General features: G+C 69.6%; 21 protein-coding genes. 10 read left to right on the top strand and 11 right to left on the bottom strand.

The window, feature by feature from the left end; genetic code table 11:
- The first annotated feature begins 29 nt into the window (after window positions 1-29).
- Window positions 30-806 carry a transglutaminase domain-containing protein gene (locus ACQEVY_RS27270; protein WP_432952058.1) on the top strand — a complete coding sequence of 259 codons (777 nt, stop codon included), beginning with the start codon at window positions 30-32 and terminating at the stop codon, window positions 804-806.
- Between the two features lie 65 nt (window positions 807-871).
- On the top strand, window positions 872-1,075 hold the full coding sequence (locus ACQEVY_RS27265; protein ID WP_328770892.1) for a hypothetical protein: 204 nt from the start codon (window positions 872-874) through the stop codon (window positions 1,073-1,075).
- 20 nt (window positions 1,076-1,095) lie between these two features.
- Here the strand turns inward: ACQEVY_RS27265 and ACQEVY_RS27260 are convergent, their stop codons facing one another.
- The 3 genes from ACQEVY_RS27260 to ACQEVY_RS27250 all read right to left on the bottom strand — a co-directional run bounded on the left by ACQEVY_RS27260 (window position 1,096) and on the right by ACQEVY_RS27250 (window position 4,813).
- Window positions 1,096-2,313 carry a MalY/PatB family protein gene (locus tag ACQEVY_RS27260; protein WP_432952057.1) on the bottom strand — a complete coding sequence of 406 codons (1,218 nt, stop codon included), beginning with the start codon at window positions 2,311-2,313 and terminating at the stop codon, window positions 1,096-1,098.
- A 343-nt stretch (window positions 2,314-2,656) separates the two neighbouring features.
- On the bottom strand, window positions 2,657-4,102 hold the full coding sequence (locus tag ACQEVY_RS27255) for a HAMP domain-containing sensor histidine kinase (RefSeq protein WP_432952056.1): 1,446 nt from the start codon (window positions 4,100-4,102) through the stop codon (window positions 2,657-2,659).
- Window positions 4,103-4,813, bottom strand: a complete 711-nt coding sequence (locus ACQEVY_RS27250) for a response regulator transcription factor (RefSeq protein ID WP_432952055.1) — start codon at window positions 4,811-4,813, stop codon at window positions 4,103-4,105. It lies immediately after the preceding gene.
- 213 nt (window positions 4,814-5,026) lie between these two features.
- Here ACQEVY_RS27250 and ACQEVY_RS27245 point away from each other — a divergent pair, with 213 nt between their 5' ends.
- On the top strand, window positions 5,027-6,265 hold the full coding sequence (locus ACQEVY_RS27245; RefSeq protein WP_432952054.1) for a glycosyltransferase family 4 protein: 1,239 nt from the start codon (window positions 5,027-5,029) through the stop codon (window positions 6,263-6,265).
- Window positions 6,266-6,328: 63 nt separating this feature from the next.
- Here ACQEVY_RS27245 and ACQEVY_RS27240 read toward each other — a convergent pair whose 3' ends face one another.
- The 3 genes from ACQEVY_RS27240 to ACQEVY_RS27230 all read right to left on the bottom strand — a co-directional run bounded on the left by ACQEVY_RS27240 (window position 6,329) and on the right by ACQEVY_RS27230 (window position 7,775).
- Complete coding sequence (locus tag ACQEVY_RS27240) at window positions 6,329-6,490, bottom strand: hypothetical protein (protein WP_432952053.1); 162 nt, start codon at window positions 6,488-6,490, stop codon at window positions 6,329-6,331.
- On the bottom strand, window positions 6,490-7,260 hold the full coding sequence (locus tag ACQEVY_RS27235) for an SDR family NAD(P)-dependent oxidoreductase (RefSeq protein ID WP_432952052.1): 771 nt from the start codon (window positions 7,258-7,260) through the stop codon (window positions 6,490-6,492). Before ACQEVY_RS27235 ends, ACQEVY_RS27240 begins: the two co-directional genes overlap by 1 nt.
- Before the next feature lie 149 nt (window positions 7,261-7,409).
- Window positions 7,410-7,775 carry a hypothetical protein gene (locus tag ACQEVY_RS27230; protein WP_432952051.1) on the bottom strand — a complete coding sequence of 122 codons (366 nt, stop codon included), beginning with the start codon at window positions 7,773-7,775 and terminating at the stop codon, window positions 7,410-7,412.
- Window positions 7,776-7,929: 154 nt separating this feature from the next.
- Here ACQEVY_RS27230 and ACQEVY_RS27225 point away from each other — a divergent pair, with 154 nt between their 5' ends.
- Complete coding sequence (locus ACQEVY_RS27225; protein ID WP_432952050.1) at window positions 7,930-8,370, top strand: ester cyclase; 441 nt, start codon at window positions 7,930-7,932, stop codon at window positions 8,368-8,370.
- 86 nt (window positions 8,371-8,456) lie between these two features.
- On the opposite strand, the gene ACQEVY_RS27220 is transcribed toward ACQEVY_RS27225, so the two are convergent.
- Entirely contained in the window at window positions 8,457-8,789 is a 333-nt protein-coding gene (locus tag ACQEVY_RS27220; protein WP_432952049.1) for a YnfA family protein, read from the bottom strand.
- Window positions 8,790-8,886: 97 nt separating this feature from the next.
- On the opposite strand from ACQEVY_RS27220, the gene ACQEVY_RS27215 reads away from it, so the two are divergent.
- Window positions 8,887-9,405: a MarR family winged helix-turn-helix transcriptional regulator gene (locus ACQEVY_RS27215; RefSeq protein ID WP_432952048.1), complete on the top strand. Its 519-nt coding sequence runs from the start codon at window positions 8,887-8,889 to the stop codon at window positions 9,403-9,405.
- A gap of 17 nt (window positions 9,406-9,422) precedes the next feature.
- Here ACQEVY_RS27215 and ACQEVY_RS27210 read toward each other — a convergent pair whose 3' ends face one another.
- Window positions 9,423-9,830, bottom strand: coding sequence for a winged helix-turn-helix transcriptional regulator (locus ACQEVY_RS27210; RefSeq protein WP_432952047.1), 408 nt, complete (start codon window positions 9,828-9,830; stop codon window positions 9,423-9,425).
- Between the two features lie 137 nt (window positions 9,831-9,967).
- Between ACQEVY_RS27210 and ACQEVY_RS27205 the strand changes: the two genes are divergently transcribed.
- The gene (locus tag ACQEVY_RS27205; protein WP_432952046.1) at window positions 9,968-10,882 is read left to right on the top strand and encodes an NADP-dependent oxidoreductase; all 915 of its coding nucleotides are present in this window, start codon (window positions 9,968-9,970) and stop codon (window positions 10,880-10,882) included.
- 15 nt (window positions 10,883-10,897) lie between these two features.
- On the opposite strand, the gene ACQEVY_RS27200 is transcribed toward ACQEVY_RS27205, so the two are convergent.
- Window positions 10,898-11,719, bottom strand: a complete 822-nt coding sequence (locus tag ACQEVY_RS27200; protein ID WP_432952045.1) for an AraC family transcriptional regulator — start codon at window positions 11,717-11,719, stop codon at window positions 10,898-10,900.
- An 85-nt stretch (window positions 11,720-11,804) separates the two neighbouring features.
- On the opposite strand from ACQEVY_RS27200, the gene ACQEVY_RS27195 reads away from it, so the two are divergent.
- Window positions 11,805-12,452: a TIGR03086 family metal-binding protein gene (locus ACQEVY_RS27195; protein WP_432952044.1), complete on the top strand. Its 648-nt coding sequence runs from the start codon at window positions 11,805-11,807 to the stop codon at window positions 12,450-12,452.
- A 145-nt stretch (window positions 12,453-12,597) separates the two neighbouring features.
- Here ACQEVY_RS27195 and ACQEVY_RS27190 read toward each other — a convergent pair whose 3' ends face one another.
- Complete coding sequence (locus tag ACQEVY_RS27190; protein ID WP_432952043.1) at window positions 12,598-13,791, bottom strand: RtcB family protein; 1,194 nt, start codon at window positions 13,789-13,791, stop codon at window positions 12,598-12,600.
- A 170-nt stretch (window positions 13,792-13,961) separates the two neighbouring features.
- On the opposite strand from ACQEVY_RS27190, the gene ACQEVY_RS27185 reads away from it, so the two are divergent.
- The 3 genes from ACQEVY_RS27185 (at window position 13,962) to ACQEVY_RS27175 (ending at window position 17,460) form a co-directional block, all read left to right on the top strand.
- Complete coding sequence (locus ACQEVY_RS27185) at window positions 13,962-14,852, top strand: DUF3558 domain-containing protein (RefSeq protein ID WP_432952042.1); 891 nt, start codon at window positions 13,962-13,964, stop codon at window positions 14,850-14,852.
- A gap of 118 nt (window positions 14,853-14,970) precedes the next feature.
- Window positions 14,971-15,837 carry a DUF3558 domain-containing protein gene (locus ACQEVY_RS27180; protein WP_432952041.1) on the top strand — a complete coding sequence of 289 codons (867 nt, stop codon included), beginning with the start codon at window positions 14,971-14,973 and terminating at the stop codon, window positions 15,835-15,837.
- A gap of 237 nt (window positions 15,838-16,074) precedes the next feature.
- Window positions 16,075-17,460, top strand: coding sequence for a DUF2637 domain-containing protein (locus ACQEVY_RS27175; protein ID WP_432952040.1), 1,386 nt, complete (start codon window positions 16,075-16,077; stop codon window positions 17,458-17,460).
- Between the two features lie 184 nt (window positions 17,461-17,644).
- On the opposite strand, the gene lysS is transcribed toward ACQEVY_RS27175, so the two are convergent.
- Window positions 17,645-19,390 carry a lysine--tRNA ligase gene (gene lysS / locus ACQEVY_RS27170; protein ID WP_432952039.1) on the bottom strand — a complete coding sequence of 582 codons (1,746 nt, stop codon included), beginning with the start codon at window positions 19,388-19,390 and terminating at the stop codon, window positions 17,645-17,647.
- Between the last annotated feature and the right edge of the window lie 422 nt (window positions 19,391-19,812).

Below are 19,812 nucleotides of genomic sequence, written 5' to 3'. Positions count from 1 at the left end.
AGCGCAGACTGCGCGGTGAAGGGGGAGCGGTGACCAGTCGGTTGTTGATGCCTTGGCGGGGTGCGCACGTGCGGGCGGAAACGGCGGCGGGCGGGGGTGGTTCGACGCGGGCCACCGCCATTCTGGACTGGGATCAGCCCGTCGTGGCGGCGCTCGTGGAGCGCGTACGGCAGCAGGCGGGGGCCGGAGCCGAGGCTCGTGCCGTGCTGCGCGTGGCGCACGGGGTCATCGCGCGGGAGGTGCGGCCCGTGTATTCCGTGGAGGACCGGCATCCGGTCTCGCGGACGCTGCGGTTGGGGCGAGGGTCCTGTAGTCAGCGGATGGGTGTGCTGGAGGCTGTTGCTCGGGCGGTGGGTGTACGGACTCGGGTGCGGGGGCTGATGGTTGACGGGGCCTTCTGGTATCCGCGGTTTCCACGACTCAAGCCCTTCGTTCCGGAGCGGGTACTGCTTGCCTGGCCCGAGTTCCTGATCGGTCGGGAGTGGGTGCCGGTCGGGGAGCTGTTCGACGGGGTGGCTGGAAGCGGCGAGGCCTTCAGTAATCGTGGAGGCGAGACGCTCTTCGATGCGGTGGCGCGGGTCGGCGTGGACTGGAGCGGGTCCGTGAGCTGCGGTGCGCAAGGCGGCATGGCCTGCGATTTGTCCGCCCAAGTCCTCGCCGATCTCGGGTACTTCGACTCTCGTGACGAGCTTTTCGAGCGGCACGGGCAGACGTTGTGCCGCCCGGCTCGCACGTGCTTGGAGCCCGTACTGGGGCGCTGGAGCGCGGGTGCCCGGCTTCTCGCAAGTACGGGTTACCGCCAATAACCGTTCGGCCTCTTTGGTCATCCCGTCTCCTGCGTCTGGGAAGCGGGGATCGTTAGCGTCTCGCCATGACGCGACGTACGCGACGTAAACGGTTCGGGACGCGGCGGATCAAGGCCTTACAGCGGGTGCGGGACCGGGCGCTGCAGCGGCGGGAGGAACGGCGGGCCGGTGGCCGGGTGCGGCGGTTGGGCCGGCGGGCCGAGCGTGCCCGCCCTTGGCTCCAGCTCGTGGCCGACGTCGCCGCCCTCCTCGCACGACTGGTGAGGTAAACCCGTCGATTCGGTAGTGCTCACGCCAGCGCCCGTGCCATCCGTCGCACCGCCTCCGTGAGCAGTTCCCCGGACGTCGCCAGGTTCAGGCGTACGTGTCCTGCGCCGCCCGTGCCGAAGGGGATGCCGGAGTTCAGGGCGACTCGGCCCCGGTCCAGGAAGGCGGATGCCGGGTCGTCGCCGAGGGGCAGGGACCGGCAGTCCAGCCAGGCGAGGTAGGTGGACTCGGAGGGGGCGTAGCCCACAGAGGGCAGATGCTCGGCCAAGAGGTCGGAAAGCAGCCGGCGGTTTTCGTCGAGGCCCAGTAGCAGGGCGTCCAGCCATGGGCCCCCGTCCCGGAGGGCTGCCGTGTGGGCCAGGATGCCCATGTGGCTGGGGCCGTGGCTGACCTCCTCGGGGAGTTCGGCCAGTTCCGCGGCCGCGTCGGGGCCCGCGATGGCCAGGGCCGCCTTCAGGCCCGCCAGGTTCCAGGCCTTGGAGGCGGACATCAGGGAGAAGGCGTTCTCGCCGCCGGGGACCGTCAGGTACGGGACGAAACGGGCGCCCGGCGACACGAGCGGGGCGTGGATCTCGTCGGCCACCACGCGTATGCCGTACGCGTGGGAAAGCCTTGCCACGGTGGTCAGTTCGGCGGTGGTGTGCAGCGTGCCGGTGGGATTGTGCGGGTTGCAGAGCAGGTACGCGGCCCGGCGGCGCCCGCCCTCGGTGACCCGGTCGAAGGCCGACTCCAGTTCCGCGAAGTCCAGGCGGCCGTCCTCGCCCAGCGGGGCCTCGACCACGGTGCGGTCCATGTTCCGTACGAACTGGTAAAACGGCGGATAGACAGGGCAGTTGACGACCACCGGGTCTCCCGGCCCCGTCACCAGCTTCAGCATCTCGACGATGCCCAGCATCACGTCCGGCACGATCGCCGTACGCTCCACGGCGAAGTCGTCCCAGCCCCACCGCTTCCCGGCGAACTCCGCCAGCGCCTCCGCGTACGCCGTCCCGGCCGGATAGCCCGTGTCGCCAAGCGCGATCGCGCCCGTGAGGGCACGTGCGACCGGCTCGGCGAGCGGGACGTCCATCTCGGCCACCCAGAGGGGCAGTACGTCCTCCGGGTAGGCGCGCCATTTCATGCTCGTACGGCGGCGGAGTTCGTCGAGGGAGAGCTGGCCGAGGGGGTTGGGGTGGGCTTCCGGGTGCGCGGGAGCGGCGGGCGCGGCTGGAGTGGCGTCAGGGGTGGTTTTAGGCAGCATGTGGAAGATTCTTCCCCTCTGCGACTCCTTCGTACGCCAGTTCACGCGACCAGCGTCACCGCGCCCACCGCCGGTGTCCGCAGTGTGCGACGGGCCGTGGCGAGGCTGTCACGATGGCGACTATTAGCCCGGCGGGCAGCTGTTGTTTGTCGGGTGCGGGTCCGTTGTGGCTTGTCGCGCAGTTCCCCGCGCCCCTAATTTGCGCGGGCCGTCCGCTTAGTGGGGCGCCCCTCGCTCGGGGGCGACTAATAGCTCGGCGAGCAGCTGTTGCTTGTCGGGTACGAGTCCGTCGTGGCTTGTCGCGCCCGCGCGGCGGAGCCGCAAATTGATACAGCCCGCGCCCCTATGGGGCGCACCCCTCGGCCACCGTGAAGCCGATTGCCGAGCCGCCCCCTTCCCGTCTCCTTGCGAACGGCTCTCCACCATGCGCCGTAGCCACCTCCCGCACGATCGACAGGCCTAGGCCCGAGCCGGGCAGGCTCCTTGCGGCCGGTGCTCTGTAGAAGCGGTCGAAGACTCGCTCAAGGTCCTCTTCTGCGATGCCTGGGCCTCGGTCCAGGACCAGGACCTGGACTCGGACCGACCCGTCGTCTCCCCTCACCTCGATCTCGATCGGGGACGTGCCTTCCCTGTCGAACTTCGCCGCGTTCTCCACCAAGTTGGACAGTGCGCGTTGCAGGGCTGCCGGGCGGCCGTTTACCACCGTCTCGCCAGTTGCCCGTACGACGATCTCCCGGGCCGTTCTCCTTCTCGCCGCTACCGCCACGTCCTCCGCGATGTCCGCGACGGCCACCCGCTGTGGTGGCTCGGTGGCGGGCTGGCCTGCCGCCAAGTCGACCAACTCGTTGACCAGGTCCGTCAGTTCGCGGGACTCGTGGGTCAGGTCCGCTACCAGGTCCTCCCTGGCCGCAGGTGGGAGTTCGTTGATGCGGCGGAGCATCGAGATGTTCGTGCGGAGGGACGTCAAAGGCGTGCGGAGTTCGTGGCCTGCGTCTTGGACCAGGCGGCGTTGGTCTTCCTCGGACTGGGCGAGGCGGCCGAGCATGCGGTCGAAGGAGCGGCCCAGGCGGGCTACCTCGTCGCGGCCCGTCACCGGGACCTGGGTGGCGAGTTGGCCCGTGCGGGCCACGTTCTCGGCTGCGCCCGCGAGGCGGACCAGGCGGGAGGTGATCCGGCGGGCCAGCCACCAGCCGAAGAGGCCCGCGGCGAGCACGACCGCGGACACCAACAGCACGGTCCGCTGCTGGAGTTCGCGCAGCAGGTCCTCCGTACCGGAGAACTCCTGCGCGACCTGCACCGCGCCCCGTCCCTCGCCGAGCGCGACGGTCGCCACCCGGTACACCTCGCCGCCGACCTCGGCATCGCGGTGTTCCACCAGCCGCCCGGCGGTCGATGCCGACGCGATGCGCCGGTCGTCGGCGCCGGCCGGCAGCGGCGGGCTGCCGCGGTCGACGACCGTGCCGTCGGGGCCGAGCACCTGCACGGCCGTGCCGCTCGGCCGGATCAGGTTCTCGCGCGGGCCGTCTTCGGTGCCGGACGCGGCGAAGTCCTCGGGCGTCAGGGCGTCTTGGCGTACCTGGGCGCGCAGGTCCCGGACCACGTTCTCGAACACGGTTCGCTGGTCGACCCGGACGAGCCGGGCGGCAGCGTCGTACGAGAGGAATCCCACGAGTACGGTCACGACCGCGGCGACGAGCGCGAAGGACACCGCGAACCTGGCCCGCAACGAGGACAGCCCCCGCGACCTCGCGAACCACCGCGCCGCCAACCGCCGCCCCGCGGAAGGCACTCAGCCCTCCCTCAGGACGTACCCGACACCCCGCACCGTGTGGATCAGCGCGGGCGCACCCGGCTCGTCGCCGAGCTTGCGCCGCAGATAACCGACGTACACGGCGAGGTTCTTGGAGCCGGGACCGAAGTCGTAACCCCAGATACGGTCGTAGATCGTGGAGTGGTCGAGGACGATGCCGGCGTTGCGGGCGAGGAGTTCCAGGAGGTCGAACTCCGTGCGGGTGAGGTCGATCTCACGCTCCCCGCGCCAGACGCGCCGGGCCGGCGGATCGATGCGCAGCCCCGCCACCGCGACTTGCGCGCCGGGCATGCGTTGCTGTTCCTCGGGTACGCCGACGGCAAGGTCCGTACGTCGCAGCAGTGCCCGCAGTCTGGCGAACACCTCGTCGACGTCGAAGGGTTTGACGACGTAGTCGTCCGCTCCGGCGTCCAGACCGGCGATGCGGTCGGCGGTCTCCACGCGCGCGGTGAGCATCAGGATCGGCGTACGGTCGCCCTCGGCACGCAGCACGCGACACACCTGGAGGCCGTCGATGCCCGGCATCATCACGTCGAGCACGAGGACGTCCGGCGGACTGCGATGGGCCTGCGCGAGGGCCTCCACGCCATCGGCGACGGCCGTCACCTCGTACCCTTCAAGGGTCAGGGCACGTTCCAGGGCGTGGCGGATGGCACGGTCGTCCTCGGCGAGCAGCACGTTGTGGGGCACACGACCAGTCTGCCAAGGCCTGGGATACGTAGTACCTGATGAGCAGGGGTACGACCGGGTCTCTTACCCGGTTCTCACCCCGCTGGGACCGGTGGCTCACCTCGCCCGGCCACTGTCTCCCGGGGACCGGGTCCATCAGAAGGACCCGAGGGCGACCAGAGCCGCGACGGGGAAGGCACGCACGGGATGAAGCGTAGGAAGGCCGCGAAACGCATGAGGATCGTGTTTCTGCTGCACAACGCGTACGCCATCGGGGGCACCGTCCGCACCACACTCAACCTCGCCTCGGCGCTCGCCGACCGGCACAAGGTCACGATCGTGTCGATGTCGCGCCACCGGGACGTGCCGCGCTTCGACGTCGACCCCCGCATCACGCTCGTCCCCCTCGTGGACACGAGGGACGGCAGCGCGGACCTCTCCGACCCCCTGCACGCCGAGCCGGCGACCGACTTCCCCTCCGCCGACAAGCGGTACAAGCAGTACAACCGCCTGACGGACCTGCGCGTACGCGACTATCTGGCGGACTGTGACGCGGACGTCGTCATCGGCACCCGCCCCGGCATCAACGTCTACGTCTCCCGCTTCGCCCCGCCCCGCGCCCTGCGCATCGCCCAGGAACACCTCAGCCACGACGCGCACAGCAAGAAGCTGCGGGCCGTACTGGCCCAGGAATACGGCAGGTTGGACGCACTCGTGACGACGACGAAGGCGGACGCGAAGGTGTACCGGAAGCGGATGCCGCTGCCGGGCGTACGGGTCACATCCGTGCCGAACATCGTGCCCGCGCCGAAGGGCGTGGCACCCTCCACCGGCGACGCGAAGGTCATCGCGGCGGCGGGACGGCTCGTACCCGGCAAGCGGTTCGACCTGCTGATCGAGGCGTTCTCGGCGGTCGCCGCGAAGGAGCCGGAGTGGCGGCTGCGGATCTACGGCGGCGGGGCCCAGAAGGAAAACCTCCAGTCACTCATCGACGGCCTCGGCCTCACCGGCCGCGCCCAGCTCATGGGCCCGCACACCCCCATCGAGGCGGAGTTCGCCCAGTCCTCGCTCGTGGTCAGCGCCTCGGACGCGGAGTCATTCGGGATGACCCTCGTCGAAGCGATGCGCTGCGGCGTACCCGTCATCAGCACGGACTGTCCCCTCGGCCCCGCCGAGATCATCACGTCCGGCGTCAACGGCCGCCTCGTCCCCGTGGGCGACGCCCGCGCCCTCTCGGAAGCGATGCTCGACCTGATCGCGGACGAGTCGGCGCGACGGGAGATGGGGCGGGCGGCGCTGGAGAGCGCGCATCGGTATGACGCGGAGCCGATTGTGGCGCGCTATGAGGGGTTGTTCAGGGAACTGCGGGCTGCTCGGCGCAAGGCCAAGATCGAGGAGTGGAAGCGGAGGGTTCGGCGGGCGGTTCCGGGCCTGGGCGGGCACTCGGAGGGGGCGTCAACTTCTCGCGCTTGACGTCAAGTTCGGGCGCGTGACGTCTACTTCGCGTGCCCGACGTCTACTTCGCGTACCTGACGTCTACTTCGCGTGCGTCACCGCGTAGATCATCACGAACGCCACGATGTGGATGCCGAAGAGGAAGTACGCCAGGTACCACCAGACGTAGCGTTCGTTCTTCTTCTCCTGGGCCAGGCGGCGTTTTTCAGGGGTGTCCGCGGGCGGGTCCTGGGAGTCGGGCATCACAACTCCCTGTGGACCTTCGTGTTGGATGCCTGGGCCCGGGGGCGGACGACCATGAGGTCGATGTTGACGTGGGAGGGGCGGGTGACCGCCCAGGTGATCGTGTCGGCCACGTCGTCGGCGGTCAGCGGCTCGGCCACGCCCTGGTAGACCTTCGCCGCCTTCTCCTCGTCGCCGCCGAAGCGGGTGAGGGCGAACTCGTCCGTCCTCACCATGCCGGGGGCGATCTCGATCACGCGCACCGGGGTGCCGACGATCTCCAGGCGGAGGGTCTCGGCGAGTACGTGCGCGCCGTGCTTGGCAGCGACGTAACCGGCGCCGCCCTCGTACGTGCCATGTCCAGCGGTGGACGAGACGACGACCACCGTGCCGTCGCCGCTCGCGGTCAGGGCGGGGAGCAGGGCCTGGGTGACGTTGAGCGTGCCGAGGACGTTCGTCTCGTACATCTGGCGCCAGTCCGCCGGGTCCCCCGTCGCGACCGGGTCGGCGCCGAGCGCGCCGCCCGCGTTGTTGACCAGCACGCCGATGGTCTTGAAGGCGGTGGCGAACTCGTCGACCGCCGCGCGGTCGGTGACGTCGAGCGCGTACGCCGTCGCCTGGTGGCCCGCCGCCTCGAGCTCCTCCGCCAGCGCCTCGATACGGTCCTTGCGGCGGGCCGTGAGCACCACCCGGTACCCGGCGGCCGCCAGCTGTCGCGCCGTCGCGGCCCCGATTCCGCTGCTCGCGCCGGTGACGACAGCGATACGGGACTTGGCGGCGGGGGCGGTCATGGGCTGCTCCTCGGGCGGGGACGTACGGGCCCGCGCTCGCTCGCGCGAGCCGGCGTTCGAATCCCCGCCAGGATAGGCCGGTGGCCGGCACGGACGTCGAATGCCCCGGCAATGGCCGGCGCCCCCTGAAGCCGCCCCGCCCCGCCCCGTCAGCCCAGCTGTGCCTTCACGTGGTCGATGACCTCGTTGAACTCCTTCGTCGGCGAGAAGTCGATGTATTCGCAGTCCTCGAGGGCTTCCGGGGCGTGCCCGGGCGCCCAGTAGAAGGCCTGTCCGGCCTCGTAGATCTCCTCCCCGCCCTTCGTACGCATCTTCAGCCGGCCCTTGAGCAGGTATCCCCAGTGCGGGCATTGGCAGAGGTCGTCCGGTTGCCCTTTGAGGACGGGCGCCATGTCCGTGCCCTGCGGAAACCGCACGAACGCGACGGACATGTCCCCGCCGATCTCCTGCATGCGCAGCTCCGTGCCGCCGCCTTCGAACGCGACGGGCGTCTCGTTCTGTGTCGTCGCCGTCATGGTTCCTCGCCCTTCTTTAAAGGAGCTCGTCCTTCCAGCTTGGTCCTCATCGGGCTCAGCTGCCTCCTCTGGGCGCGGGCCGGTGACCTGATGCACGGGCCCGGGGACGGTGGGAAAATCGAGGTGGGTGATCCTCTGCGCAGGAGGTGGCTCCATGGGACAGGCACGTGAGGTCATGGACCGGCTCACCGAGGCGGTCACCACACCCCCGGACATCAAGGCCCTCAACGAACTGTTCGCGGCGGACGCGATCGCCGTGACGCCCGACGGCGGAGAGCTCCACGGGCGGGACAACATCGTCGAGTACTGGCGTCAGATGACGGACGCGATCCCGGAGGGCACGTTCGAGTCGGTGCACTCGTACGAGATCGGCAACACCGCCATCGACGAGGGCTTCTTCAGCGGCAGGAACACCGGGCCGATCCACCTGCCCTCCGGCGAGACGCTGCCCGCGACGCAGAGGGAGATCAGGATCCGCGGGATCGACCTCGCCACCATCGACGCGGACGGCCGGATCGCGGACTACCGGCTTTACTTCGACCAGTTGGACTTCCTGGGGCAGCTGGGGCTGCTGCCGGAGGACCTGCCGGCTTGAGGTATTGCCAGCTTGAGGTCTCGTCGGCCTGAGGTCCTGCTGGCCTGGGGACCTTGTCGGCTTGCTGTCCCCGCTGCTTCGGCGGGTCAGCCTCGCGGTGCGTACATGATCACCGCCATGCCCGCGAGGCAGATCAGCGCGCCCGTCACGTCCCAGCGGTCGGGCCGGAAGCCGTCCGCGACCATGCCCCAGGCCAGCGAGCCGGCGACGAAGACTCCGCCGTACGCGGCGAGGATGCGGCCGAAGTTCGCGTCGGGCTGGAGGGTGGCGACGAAGCCGTATGCGCCGAGGGCGATGACGCCCGCGCCGATCCACAGCCAGCCGCGGTGCTCGCGTACGCCCTGCCAGACCAGCCATGCGCCACCGATCTCGAAGAGGGCGGCGAGGGCGAAGAGTGCGGCGGAGCGGGCGACGAGCATGGGGGCAGCTTCGCATGGGGCGGGGGTGTGGCGACGGGCCGATGCCGTCACCTGTTCGCGGGGCTTGTCGGGGGTGCCGGGTGGCATACATCCCCGTATGACCCTGCCCAGGTCCATGTCCACTTCTGGTGTCGCCCCCGGTGCGCGGCGCAGCCGTCTGCTCTCCGAGCTGGCCACCGAGTCGCGCCGCGGCATGGCCCTGTACGCCCTCTTCAACCAGGCCGTCGCCGACCAGCTGAAGCTGCACCCCACGGACCTCCAGTGCCTCAATCTCCTCAGCCTGGAGAGAGGGCCGGTCACGACCGGACGGGTCGCCGAGTTGACGGGGCTGACGACCGGATCGGCGACGCGGCTCGTGGACCGGCTGGAGCGGGCCGGTTATGTCGTACGGCAACGGGATGCCAGCGACCGGCGGCGCGTACTCGTGGCGACCGTGCCGGAGAAGGCCGAGGAGTTCGGCCGGATGTGGCGGCGGCTTAGCGGCGACTGGTACGCCCTCTTCGAGGAACTCGGGGACGACGAACTCGCCCTGCTCATCGGTCACATGAGACGGACGGTGGAGTTCACGGCGACACAGACGGCTCGGCTACGGCGCGGGGAGCTCGACTCGCACTAGGCCGACTCTGGCCGGCTCTAGACCTGCGGAGCCTCCGCGTCGTACCGCTCCCGTGCCTCGATGACCTCCTCGATGTGCCGTTCCGCCCAGGTCTTCACCGCCACGAGGAGGCTGCAGAGGTTCTCGCCGAGCGGGGTGAGTTCGTAGTCGACGCGTACCGGTACGGACGGGGTGACGGTCCGCGCCACGATGCCGTCGCGTTCCAGTGTGCGCAGCGTCTGCGTCAGCATCTTGGGGCTGACGCCCGCGATCTTGCGGCCGAGGTCGCTGTAGCGCTGGGGCCCGGCGGAGAGCGCGGCGACGACGAGGCTGACCCACTTGTCGCTGAGGCGGCCGAGGAGCTGGTTGGTGGGGCAGTTCTTGACGAAGGCGTCGTATTCGATGCGCGCCTGTTCACGCCGCTCGGCCGCTGTCTTGGTCGCCATGGCTCGTCGCCTCCGGGTACCTCTGGGTGACGTACGCACTTTCAGGTGCCTACTTACGAAAAGATAGTAGCTCTTCCTAGGGTTGTCGCAACGGGATGGAAACCCGCACAAATCACCTGTCATTGGGGAGAGTTGTCATGCGTGCAGCAGTGGTTACGGCCTTCGGTGGTCCGGAAGCCGTGGAGATCATCGAGACGGACGTGCCGGAGCCGGCCGCCGGGCAGGTGCGGATCAAGGTCGCGGCCGCCACGCTCAACCCGGTCGACGCGGGAGTGCGCGCGGGAGCATTCGCGGGCCTCTTCGGCAACGCGGGCGAGCGGCACGGTCTGGGCTGGGACGCGGCCGGGACGGTTGACGCGGTCGGCACGACGGCCGGGGCGGCGGGCTGGAGCGTCGGCGACGAGGTGGTCGCGCTCCTGTTCGCCATGGGCGCGTCCCTTGGTACACACGCCGACTACGTGATCGTGGACGCCGCCGCGGTGGCCAAGGCGCCCACGACGGTCGACGCGGTGCACGCCGCCACGCTTCCGCTGAACGCCGTCACCGTCACCCAGGCCCTGGACCTGCTGGACATCCAGAAGGGCCAGAGCCTCCTGGTGACGGGCGCGGCAGGCGCGGTCGGCGGTTACGCCGTCCAGCTCGCCGCCCATCGCGGTATCTCCGTGACCGCCCTGGCCCGGGAGAGCGACGAGGCGCTTGTACGTTCCCTGGGGGCGGCCCACTTCGTGACGTCCGGCGACGTCGAGGCGGGCAGCGTGGACGCGGTGCTCGACGCCGCGATCCTCGGCGAGGCCGCGCTGGAGTGGGTGCGCGACGGCGGCGCGTACGTCGGTGTCATTCCGCAGGGCGCCCCCGCCTCCGTACGCGGGGTGCGGACCGACGCGGTGTCGGTGACCCCCGACGGGGCGCGCCTCGCGGAGCTGGTGGCGCTCCTGGACGAAGGGGTGCTGACGGCTCGAGTTGCCGAGACGTACGCCCTGGACGACGCGGCCAAGGCGCACGCCCGGCTGGCGGAGGGCGGCATCCGGGGACGCATAGTGCTCGTTCCTTGAGTTCCTTGGAGTTCCTTACGGGCTGTGCCCCTGTGCGTACGCCGCCGGGGGCACCCCCACCGTCGCCGTGAAGTCGCGTACGAGGTGGGCCTGGTCGGCATAGCCGAGGTCGGCGGCGAGGGCGGCCCAGTCGATGTCCGACCGGGTGCCGGCCAGTTCCAGGGCCTCGTGGATCCGGTAGCGGAGGATGATCCACTTCGGGCTGACGCCGACGTATGCCGCGAAGAGCCGTTGCAGCGCCCGTACGGACATGCCCTCCGCGCGGGCGAAGTCGGCCACGCGGAGGGTCGAGCGGTCGGTGCGGATGCGGTCGACCAGGGTCATCGCGAGGTCGGCCTTGGGGTCGGGCTGCGGGGCGAGTCCGAGCAGGAACGCGTCGAGGGCCGCGACCCGTGCGTCCTCGTCATCGGGCGTGAGTACGGCCTCGACGGCGCCCGCGGTCGAGAGGGCCGCGGGGAAGACCTCGTCCAACGGCAACCGCCTGCCCGTCCACTCCGTCAGCGCATGCCCCGGCGCGAAGGGCCGGAAGCCGCCTGGCCGGAACTGCACGCCGCACACGCGCCCCCGCCCCTCAAGCTTCTGCGTGAACAACTCCAGGCCGATCCCCGCGACCTCGCCGAACGGCTCACGCCCGGTGAAGGCCTGGAAGACGACGTTCACGGAGGGGTGCGGGACGACCTGGGACTCGTACGGCGTGGGCAGGTCCCAGTCGATCAGCCAGTAGTGCTCCAGATACGGTCGCAGCGGCTCGGCGGGTTCGCGGCGCCGGAAGTGGACGCGTGAGAAGAGCTCGGCGGCGTCGACGATGCCTCGCGTATCACGTCGGGGAGCGGCCATGGCCGGATCGTATGACGTCCGCCACCGCTTGGGGCTGTCGCGTTTCTTCAAGCCGCCGGGGAGGGGGCGTACGTACGGTCGCGTTATGACCCACGAGATCAACCAGATCGACGAGATCAACGAGATCAGTGAGCCCAATGCCGGTGTGCCGTCGCTCGGTGATCTGCTGGGCACGGCCGCCGCCCAGGCCGTTCCCGTCGTACGGGCCATCCCGGACGTGGCCCTCGCCCATCCGACGCCATGCGCCGAATACGACGTGAAGGCACTGGTCAACCACCTCTTCCATGTGGTGGTGGAGTTCCGGGAGCTGGCCGCCAAGAAGCCGGCGGACTTCACCAGTACGCCCGACCGGGTCGGGGCAGGCGACGACTGGCGGGACGGTTTCGCGGAGGCGACGGCTCGACTGGTCGAGGCCTGGTCGCAGCCGGGAGCCGAGGACGGGACGACGGGGGCCATGGAGCTGCCGGCACGGACGGTCGGCTGCCTGGTGCTGCTAGATCTGACGGTGCACATCTGGGACCTGGCACGGGCGACCGGCCAGGAGTACCGGCCGCATCCGGCGGGCACCGGTGTCCTTTCCACGCTCGCCGACACCGTGGCCGAGATGGCACCCACAGCCCGGCAGATGGGCATGTTCGCCGAGCCGCTACCCGCACCGAAGGACGCAAACACCTTCGACCGCCTGCTGACGGAAACGGGCCGCGACCCACACTGGACCCCCACCGGGCGGTAACGGGAGCGGTCCCGGGCGGCCTCTCACCAAAGCCCGGGCCCACGCATCCGAAACGGCGACCGTCACGGCCCGGGGCTGTCGCCGGAAAATGTGACACCTGAGCCATCAGGTGTCACATTTCCCGACGACAGCCCCGCCGGGCGATTCAGCCCTTCACGCACACAACCTGCTTCAGCTTGGCCACGACCTCCACGAGGTCGCGCTGCTGGTCGATGACCTGCTCGATCGGCTTGTACGCGCCCGGGATCTCGTCCACGACGCCGGAGTCCTTGCGGCACTCCACGCCCTGCGTCTGCTGCTCCAGATCCCTTGTCGTGAAGCGACGCTTCGCCGCGTTGCGGCTCATGCGCCGACCCGCGCCGTGCGAGGCCGAGTTGAAGGACTTCTCGTTGCCGAGGCCCTTCACGATGTACGAGCCGGTGCCCATCGAGCCGGGGATGATGCCGTACTCGCCGGAGCCGGCCCGGATCGCGCCCTTACGGGTCACGAGCAGGTCCATGCCCTCGTAGCGTTCCTCGGCCACGTAGTTGTGGTGCGCGCTGATCTCGGGCTCGAAGGTCGGCTTCGCCTTCTTGAACTCCTTGCGGATCACGTCCTTCAGGAGCGCCATCATGAGCGTGCGGTTGTACTTCGCGTACTCCTGCGCCCAGAACAGGTCGTTACGGTACGCGGCCATCTGCGGGGTGTCCGCCACGAAGACTGCGAGGTCACGGTCGACCAAGCCCTGGTTGTGCGGAAGCTTCTGGGCAATGCCGATGTGATGCTCGGCCAGTTCCTTGCCGATGTTCCGGGAACCGGAGTGCAGCATCAGCCAGACAGACCCGGCCTCATCTGTGCAAACTTCAACAAAATGATTCCCCCCGCCGAGGGTCCCCATCTGCTTGGTCGCCCGCTCCTGACGGAACTTCACGGCGTCGGCAACACCGTCGAACCGCCCCCAGAAGTCATCCCACCCCGGAGTACCGAGCCCATACAGCCGCTCCGGGTCAACCGGATCGTCATGCATCCCCCGCCCCACCGGAATAGCCTGCTCAATCTTCGACCGAAGCCGCGACAGATCCCCCGGCAGGTCATTCGCCGTCAGCGACGTCTTGACCGCCGACATTCCGCAGCCGATGTCGACCCCGACAGCAGCCGGGCAGACAGCCCCGCGCATCGCGATGACCGAGCCGACCGTCGCGCCCTTGCCGTAGTGCACGTCCGGCATGACCGCCAGGCCCTTGATCCACGGCAGCGTGGCGACGTTCTGGAGCTGCTGGAGGGCTCCTGCCTCCACTGACGCCGGGTCGGTCCACATGCGGATGGGGACCTTCGCTCCTGGTACCTCTACATACGACATAACGTCCTCAATCCCCCGTAAGGCAAACAAAGTTCGGGCATCGCAAATACCGGGGCCAAGGTCTATGAAAGGGAAGGCGAACCGGCGTTCACGGCCGTGCGTGCGATAGACATTGTGGTCATCGGCCGCCTTCGGGCGGCAAGCGATTAAGCGGAACGAGAGGAGCCCCCGTGCAGCGGAAGGCGTATGTAGTCGGCGTTGCCGCGTTTCTCGCGGCGACGACGGCGCTGGCCGGCTGCACCGGTTCGGACGGCGGTGAGGAGCCGGCGGATTCGAAGCAGGGTGGCTCGGGTTCGGCGGCCGCGTCGGCGGAGCCCGGGCGGTATCGGACGCTGCCGGAGCCGTGTGGTGCCGTCGAGCGGGGCACGCTGGACGCGCTGTTGCCGGGGCTCAAGCAGGTCACGGACAGGGAGCAGCGGGAGAAGGCGTATGAGGGGTCGCCGACGCTGACGTATGACACGGACCGGAAGGTCGGCTGTCGTTGGAGTGCGGAGTCGACGAGTGCGACGGATCGTCTGTGGGTGGACTTCGACCGGGTGACCTCGTACGAGAACGCCGTGAGTGACGACACTCGCGCCTCGGAGCTCTACACGGAGAAGGAAGTGGAGGCGGATCTGCCCGTACCGGCTCCGTCGTCCCCGAGTGCGACGTCCACGGAGTCCCCAAGTGGGGACGAATCCGGCGCATCAGATGAAGCGACAGAGGGTGGCGCGGCAGAGGGTGCGGAGGGCGGCGAGGGCGACGCCGACGGCGACACCGGCTCCCCCACCCCGACCGACGACCCGAGCGGCACCTCGGACGGGACCCCTTCCCCCAGCCTCACCCCCTCCGACCTCCAGCCCCGCACTCTCGACGATCTCGGTGACGAGGCGTTCCTGGACGATGCGCTGAGCGCCTCGCGGCAGCGCACGGTGACTGTGGTGTTTCGCACGTCCAATGTGCTGGTGACGATCCGGTACGACGAGCAGCCGACGAGTACGACGGACGTCCCGAGCAGCGAGGACATGCAGGACAGGGTGCGGGAACTGGCCGATCAGCTCGACGGCACGTTGAACGAGTAGCGGTCGCCGGGGGGCTGTGAGGCTGGGCGGAATGGAAGTCACATCCGCCTCGTAACGCGTACCGTGGCCCCTCGGACCCGACCGCACGCACACAAAACGCGTCTTGAGTGAAGGAACCATGCACCGACCCGCACAGCGACTCCCCCGCATCCTCGTCAGCGCAGCCGTTGTTCCGGTGATGCTCGTCGCCGCAGGCTGCTCCTCGGATTCCGGCTCCGACTCCGGTGACGCAGCGAACAAGGACTCCAGCGCGAAGGCGTCTCCCTCCGCCTCGAAGGCGGCGGTGGTGAAGGAGGCCGCGTACGCGAAGCTGCCCGAGCCGTGCAAGGTGTTCTCGTCGAAGACTCTGGGCGAGCTGGTGCCGGAGGCGTCCAAGTCCGGCAAGGAGGGCAAGTCGGACGACGCGGCGACGCGCGGCAGTTGCTCCTGGGACAGCCTGGAGGACAAGGGCGTGAAGGGCTCCCAGTTCCGCTGGTTGAGCGTGTCCTTGCTGCGCTTCGAGTCGGACCAGACGCGGGGTACGGGCGAGAAGCTGGCGTCGACGTACTACGCCGACCAGGTCCAGGACGCGCGGGCCGAGACCGGCGCGACGAACGCCAAGTCGGAGCCGGTGTCCGGTACGGGCAATGAGGCGACGCAGGTGAGTTACGACCTGAAGAAGAAGGAAGGCACCTTCAAGCAGCAGGTGGTCGTGGCCCGCGCGGAGAACGTCGTCGTGTCGGTCGACTACAACGGCGCGGGTCTCGCGGGTGACAAGGCCCCGAGCGCCGAGGATCTGTCGAAGGCGGCGCTGAAGGCGGCGAAGGAGGCCGTGCAGGCGGTGGTGACCGCCAATCAGGCCGGCGAGTCCGGCGCCGGAGCGGGTTCCGGTTCGGGCGGCAGCGCGAGCCCGAGCAAGAGCCCGAGTCCGAGCAAGAGCGCGAGCGAGAGCCCGGCCAAGGGAACCAAGGCCCCGGCCACCAAGCCCCCGGCGACGAAGAACTGACGAAGGCGGGCGAGCTCGTCTGGACCCGGGAGGGTCCGCCGGCCCCGGGATGGCCCGTCTGGCTCCAACTCGCAGCTCAGCACCGCCTCTTACCGGAGCCTGGCCCGCGCAGGGCCAGGCTCCGGCCGTATACCGAAGCCGTACCGAAGCGGAGGCGACTCCCTTCCGGACACCCGCGAACCGCACACATGTGCCACCCTGTTCCGCGCAACAGGTCTCACAGGGAGGGGAGTACGGGTGGCCGCGCCAATGGAACTCACCAGGACGCACCGGATCCTCATCGGGGTCGTCGTCTTCGGGGCGGTCGTCATCGCCGGTATCGGCTTCGCCGGTTCGTACGCGGCGGTGCGCGAACTCGCGCTGGAGAAGGGCTTCGGGAACTTCAGTTACGTGTTCCCGATCGGCATCGACGCGGGTATCTGCGTCCTGCTGGCCCTGGACCTGCTGCTGACCTGGATCCGCATCCCGTTCCCGCTGCTGCGTCAGACGGCGTGGCTGCTGACGGCGGCGACGATCGCGTTCAACGGCGCGGCCGCCTGGCCGGATCCGCTGGGCGTCGGTATGCACGGCGTCATCCCGATCCTGTTCGTCGTCTCGGTCGAGGCCGCGCGCCACGCGATCGGCCGGATCGCGGACATCACGGCCGACAAGCACATGGAGGGCGTACGCCTCACTCGCTGGCTGCTCTCCCCCATCCCGACGTTCCTCCTCTGGCGCCGGATGAAGCTGTGGGAGCTGCGTTCGTACGACGCGGTGATCAAGCTGGAGCAGGAGCGTCTGGTCTACCGGGCCCGCCTCCGTTCCCGTTACGGCCGCGCCTGGCGCCGTAAGGCTCCGGTGGAGTCGCTGATGCCGCTGCGGCTGGCGCGCTATGGAGTGCCGCTCGCGGAGACGGCTCCGTCCGGTCTCGCGGCGGCGGGCATCGAGCCGGTCCTGCTGCCTCCGGCGCCGCGGCAGCCGGAACGGGAGCTGGAGTCGTCACAGCGGGCCGGGATACCCGGGGCGCCTGCGAGGGAGCAGCGCGGCCCCGAGGCCGACGCCGTTCCGGAGCAAGCCCCGCAGCAAGAGCCGTACGCCCGGCAGCAGGAGCAGGCCCCGGACCCCGACAGCAGCCCCTGGTTCGCGCCCCCGCACCAGGAAGTGGTCTACGAGGGCGGCTACGACCCGTCGTACGAGCCCGAGGAGCGGTACGACGGCGAGCAGTACGACCAGCAGTGGTACGAGGCCCAGCGCCAGGCCCAGGAACAGGGCCAGGCTCCGTACCAGAACCAGGGCCAGGCTCCGTACCAGGGCCAGGAACAGGGCCAAGACCAGGACCAGGCTCAGGAGTACGAGCCCGGCCCCGAGGACACCGGCAGTTGGCGCATCCCGACGGGGCCGGGCGGCCGGACGCGGCAGTTGGGCGAGGGCGGTGGGGCGCCGGAGGGCCCCGAGCCGGACGAGGAATCGTACTACCAGGTCTTCAAGCAGTCGATCAACGGCAGCTACCCCACCCCGCGCCAGTTCAGTGACAACGTCGAGGCGACGTACGGCATCCCCGTCCCGGACCCTGACGCCAAGCGAATGGTCAGCCGCTTCACGAACCGTCACACGGCGGAACTGGAAGAGGACCACATCGCGTAACCGCCGTCGTGCATACGTGGCTGGGGGCGCCCGACCTTGCCGATATGCGGCTACCGCCGCGTGGCACCGGGCGCCCCCAGCGCCCCAAAGGGGCGCGGGGCTGTGTCAATTTGCGGCTCCGCCGCGCGGGCGCGACCAGCCACGACGCACCCGCAGGTGGCGTACCGGACTCCCAGCGGAGCGCTTACGCGCCGAGCAGCTTCCGTACCCGGTCCGCCCCCACCGCGAGCAGCAGTGTGGGCAGTCGGGGTCCGGTGTCACGGCCGACGAGGAGGTGGTAGAGCAGCGCGAAGAACGAGCGCTGGGCTGCCTTGATCTCCGGCGGCAGTTCCTTGGGGGTCGCGTCCGGGGCGAACCCGGCCTGGACCTTGGGCACGCCGTACACGAGGTGCGTCAGGCCGTCGAGGGACCAGTTCGCGTCGAGTCCGTCCAGCAGGAGCCGGAGGGATTCGCGGGCCTGGTCGTCGAGGGACTTCAGCAGTTCGACGTCCGGCTCCTGGCGGACGACGGTGCGCTGCTCGGCCGGTACCTGGGTGTTGATCCAGGCCTCGGCCTTGTCGTACCGCGGCCGTACTTCGTCGAGTGAGGCGAGCGGGTTGGTGGGGTCGAGGTCGCTGAGGATGCGCAGGGCCTGGTCCTCGTGGCCTGCGGTGATGTCGGCGACGGAGGCGAGTGTGCGGTACGGCATGGGCCGCGGGGTCTTCGGGAGTTCGCCCGCGGCGGTCCGTACGGCGCGGGAGTGGGCGGCGATGTCGGCGGGCAGGGCGGAGCCGTCGGCGACCTTGGCGTTGAGCTTGTCCCACTCGTCGTAGAGCCGCTGGATCTCCTGGTCGAAGGCGATCTTGAAGGACTGGTTGGGGCGGCGGCGGGCGTACAACCAGCGCAGGAGCTGGGGCTCCATGATCTTGAGCGCGTCGCCGGGTGTGGGCACGCCGCCCTTCGATGACGACATCTTCGCCATGCCGCTGATCCCGACGAACGCGTACATGGGGCCGATCGGCTGCTTGCCGCCGAAGATGCTGCCGACGATCTGTCCGCCGACCTGGAAGCTGGAGCCAGGCGACGAGTGATCGACACCGGAGGGCTCGAAGACGACGCCCTCGTACGCCCAGCGCATCGGCCAGTCGACCTTCCACACCAGCTTGCCGCGGTTGAACTCGCTCAGCCGGACGGTCTCGGAGAAGCCGCATTCGGTGCAGGTGTACGTCAGCTCGGTGGTGTCGTCGTCGTACGCCGTGACCGTGGTGAGGTCCTTGTTGCAGCCGCCGCAGTAGGGCTTGTACGGGAAGTACCCGGCGGAGCCGGTCCCGTCGTCCTCGGCGGCGGCGCCCGAGCCCTCGGCGGCCTCGAGCTCGGCCTGGTCGACGGGCTTCTGCCCCTGCTGCTTCTTGGGCGGGGCCTTCTTGGTGCGGTACTGGTCGAGGATCGCGTCGATGTCCGCGCGGTGCCGCATGGCGTGCAGGATCTGTTCGCGGTAAGCGCCGCTCGTGTACTGCTCGGTCTGGCTGATGCCGTCGAACTCGACGCCCATCTCGGCCAGGGCCTCGGTCATGGCGGACTTGAAGTGCTCGGCCCAGTTGGGGTGGGGGGAGCCCTTGGGGGCGGGCACGGCGGTGAGGGGGCGGCCGATGTGCTCGGCCCATGACTCATCGATCCCGGGGACGCCGTTCGGCACCTTGCGGTACCGGTCGTAGTCGTCCCAGGAGATGAGGTGCCGGACTTCGTACCCGCGTCGCCGGATCTCGTCGGCGACGAGGTGCGGCGTCATGACCTCGCGCAGGTTCCCCAGGTGGATGGGGCCGGAGGGGGAGAGGCCGGACGCGACGACGACGGGTTTGCCCGGGGTCCGACGCTCCGACTCCTCGATGACCTCATCCGCGTAACGGGAGACCCAGTCGGTGGTCTCGGTGCTCTGACCCACGATCGGCACGTCCTTCTTTCCTCAGGGGTTCCGCCATCGCCCGAGCGCGCTGTTGTCCGCCGGGCTGACCACCCCATTCTCCCAGCTCCACCACCATCCACGAAAACGCCTTTTCATCGCCCCCTCCGCCCTTACCCGTCCCATACCGGGGCCGGCCCCGGGGCCCCGCTGGGGCTGCGCCCCCAGACCCCCTTTCGAGGCTCCGCCCCGGACCCCGTTTCGGGGGCCAGCCCCCGAACCCCCGCTCCTCAAACGCCGGAGGGGCTGAATTGTGCGCGGCGCTCGCTGATGGGCTGAACGTGCGCTGCAATCGCCCGACGGCTGATCTCGCGCGGCCGAGCCTTGTCAGCGTGGGCCCGCATCATTCAGCCCGTCCGGCGTTTGAGGACGAGGCCGCCAGGCCGATAGCGGGGTCTGGGGCGCAGCCCCAG

The sequence above is a fragment of the Streptomyces sp. CA-288835 genome (genome assembly GCF_050936385.1).
Classification (GTDB): domain Bacteria; phylum Actinomycetota; class Actinomycetes; order Streptomycetales; family Streptomycetaceae; genus Streptomyces.
This window is presented reverse-complemented; position numbering and strand designations above follow the sequence as displayed.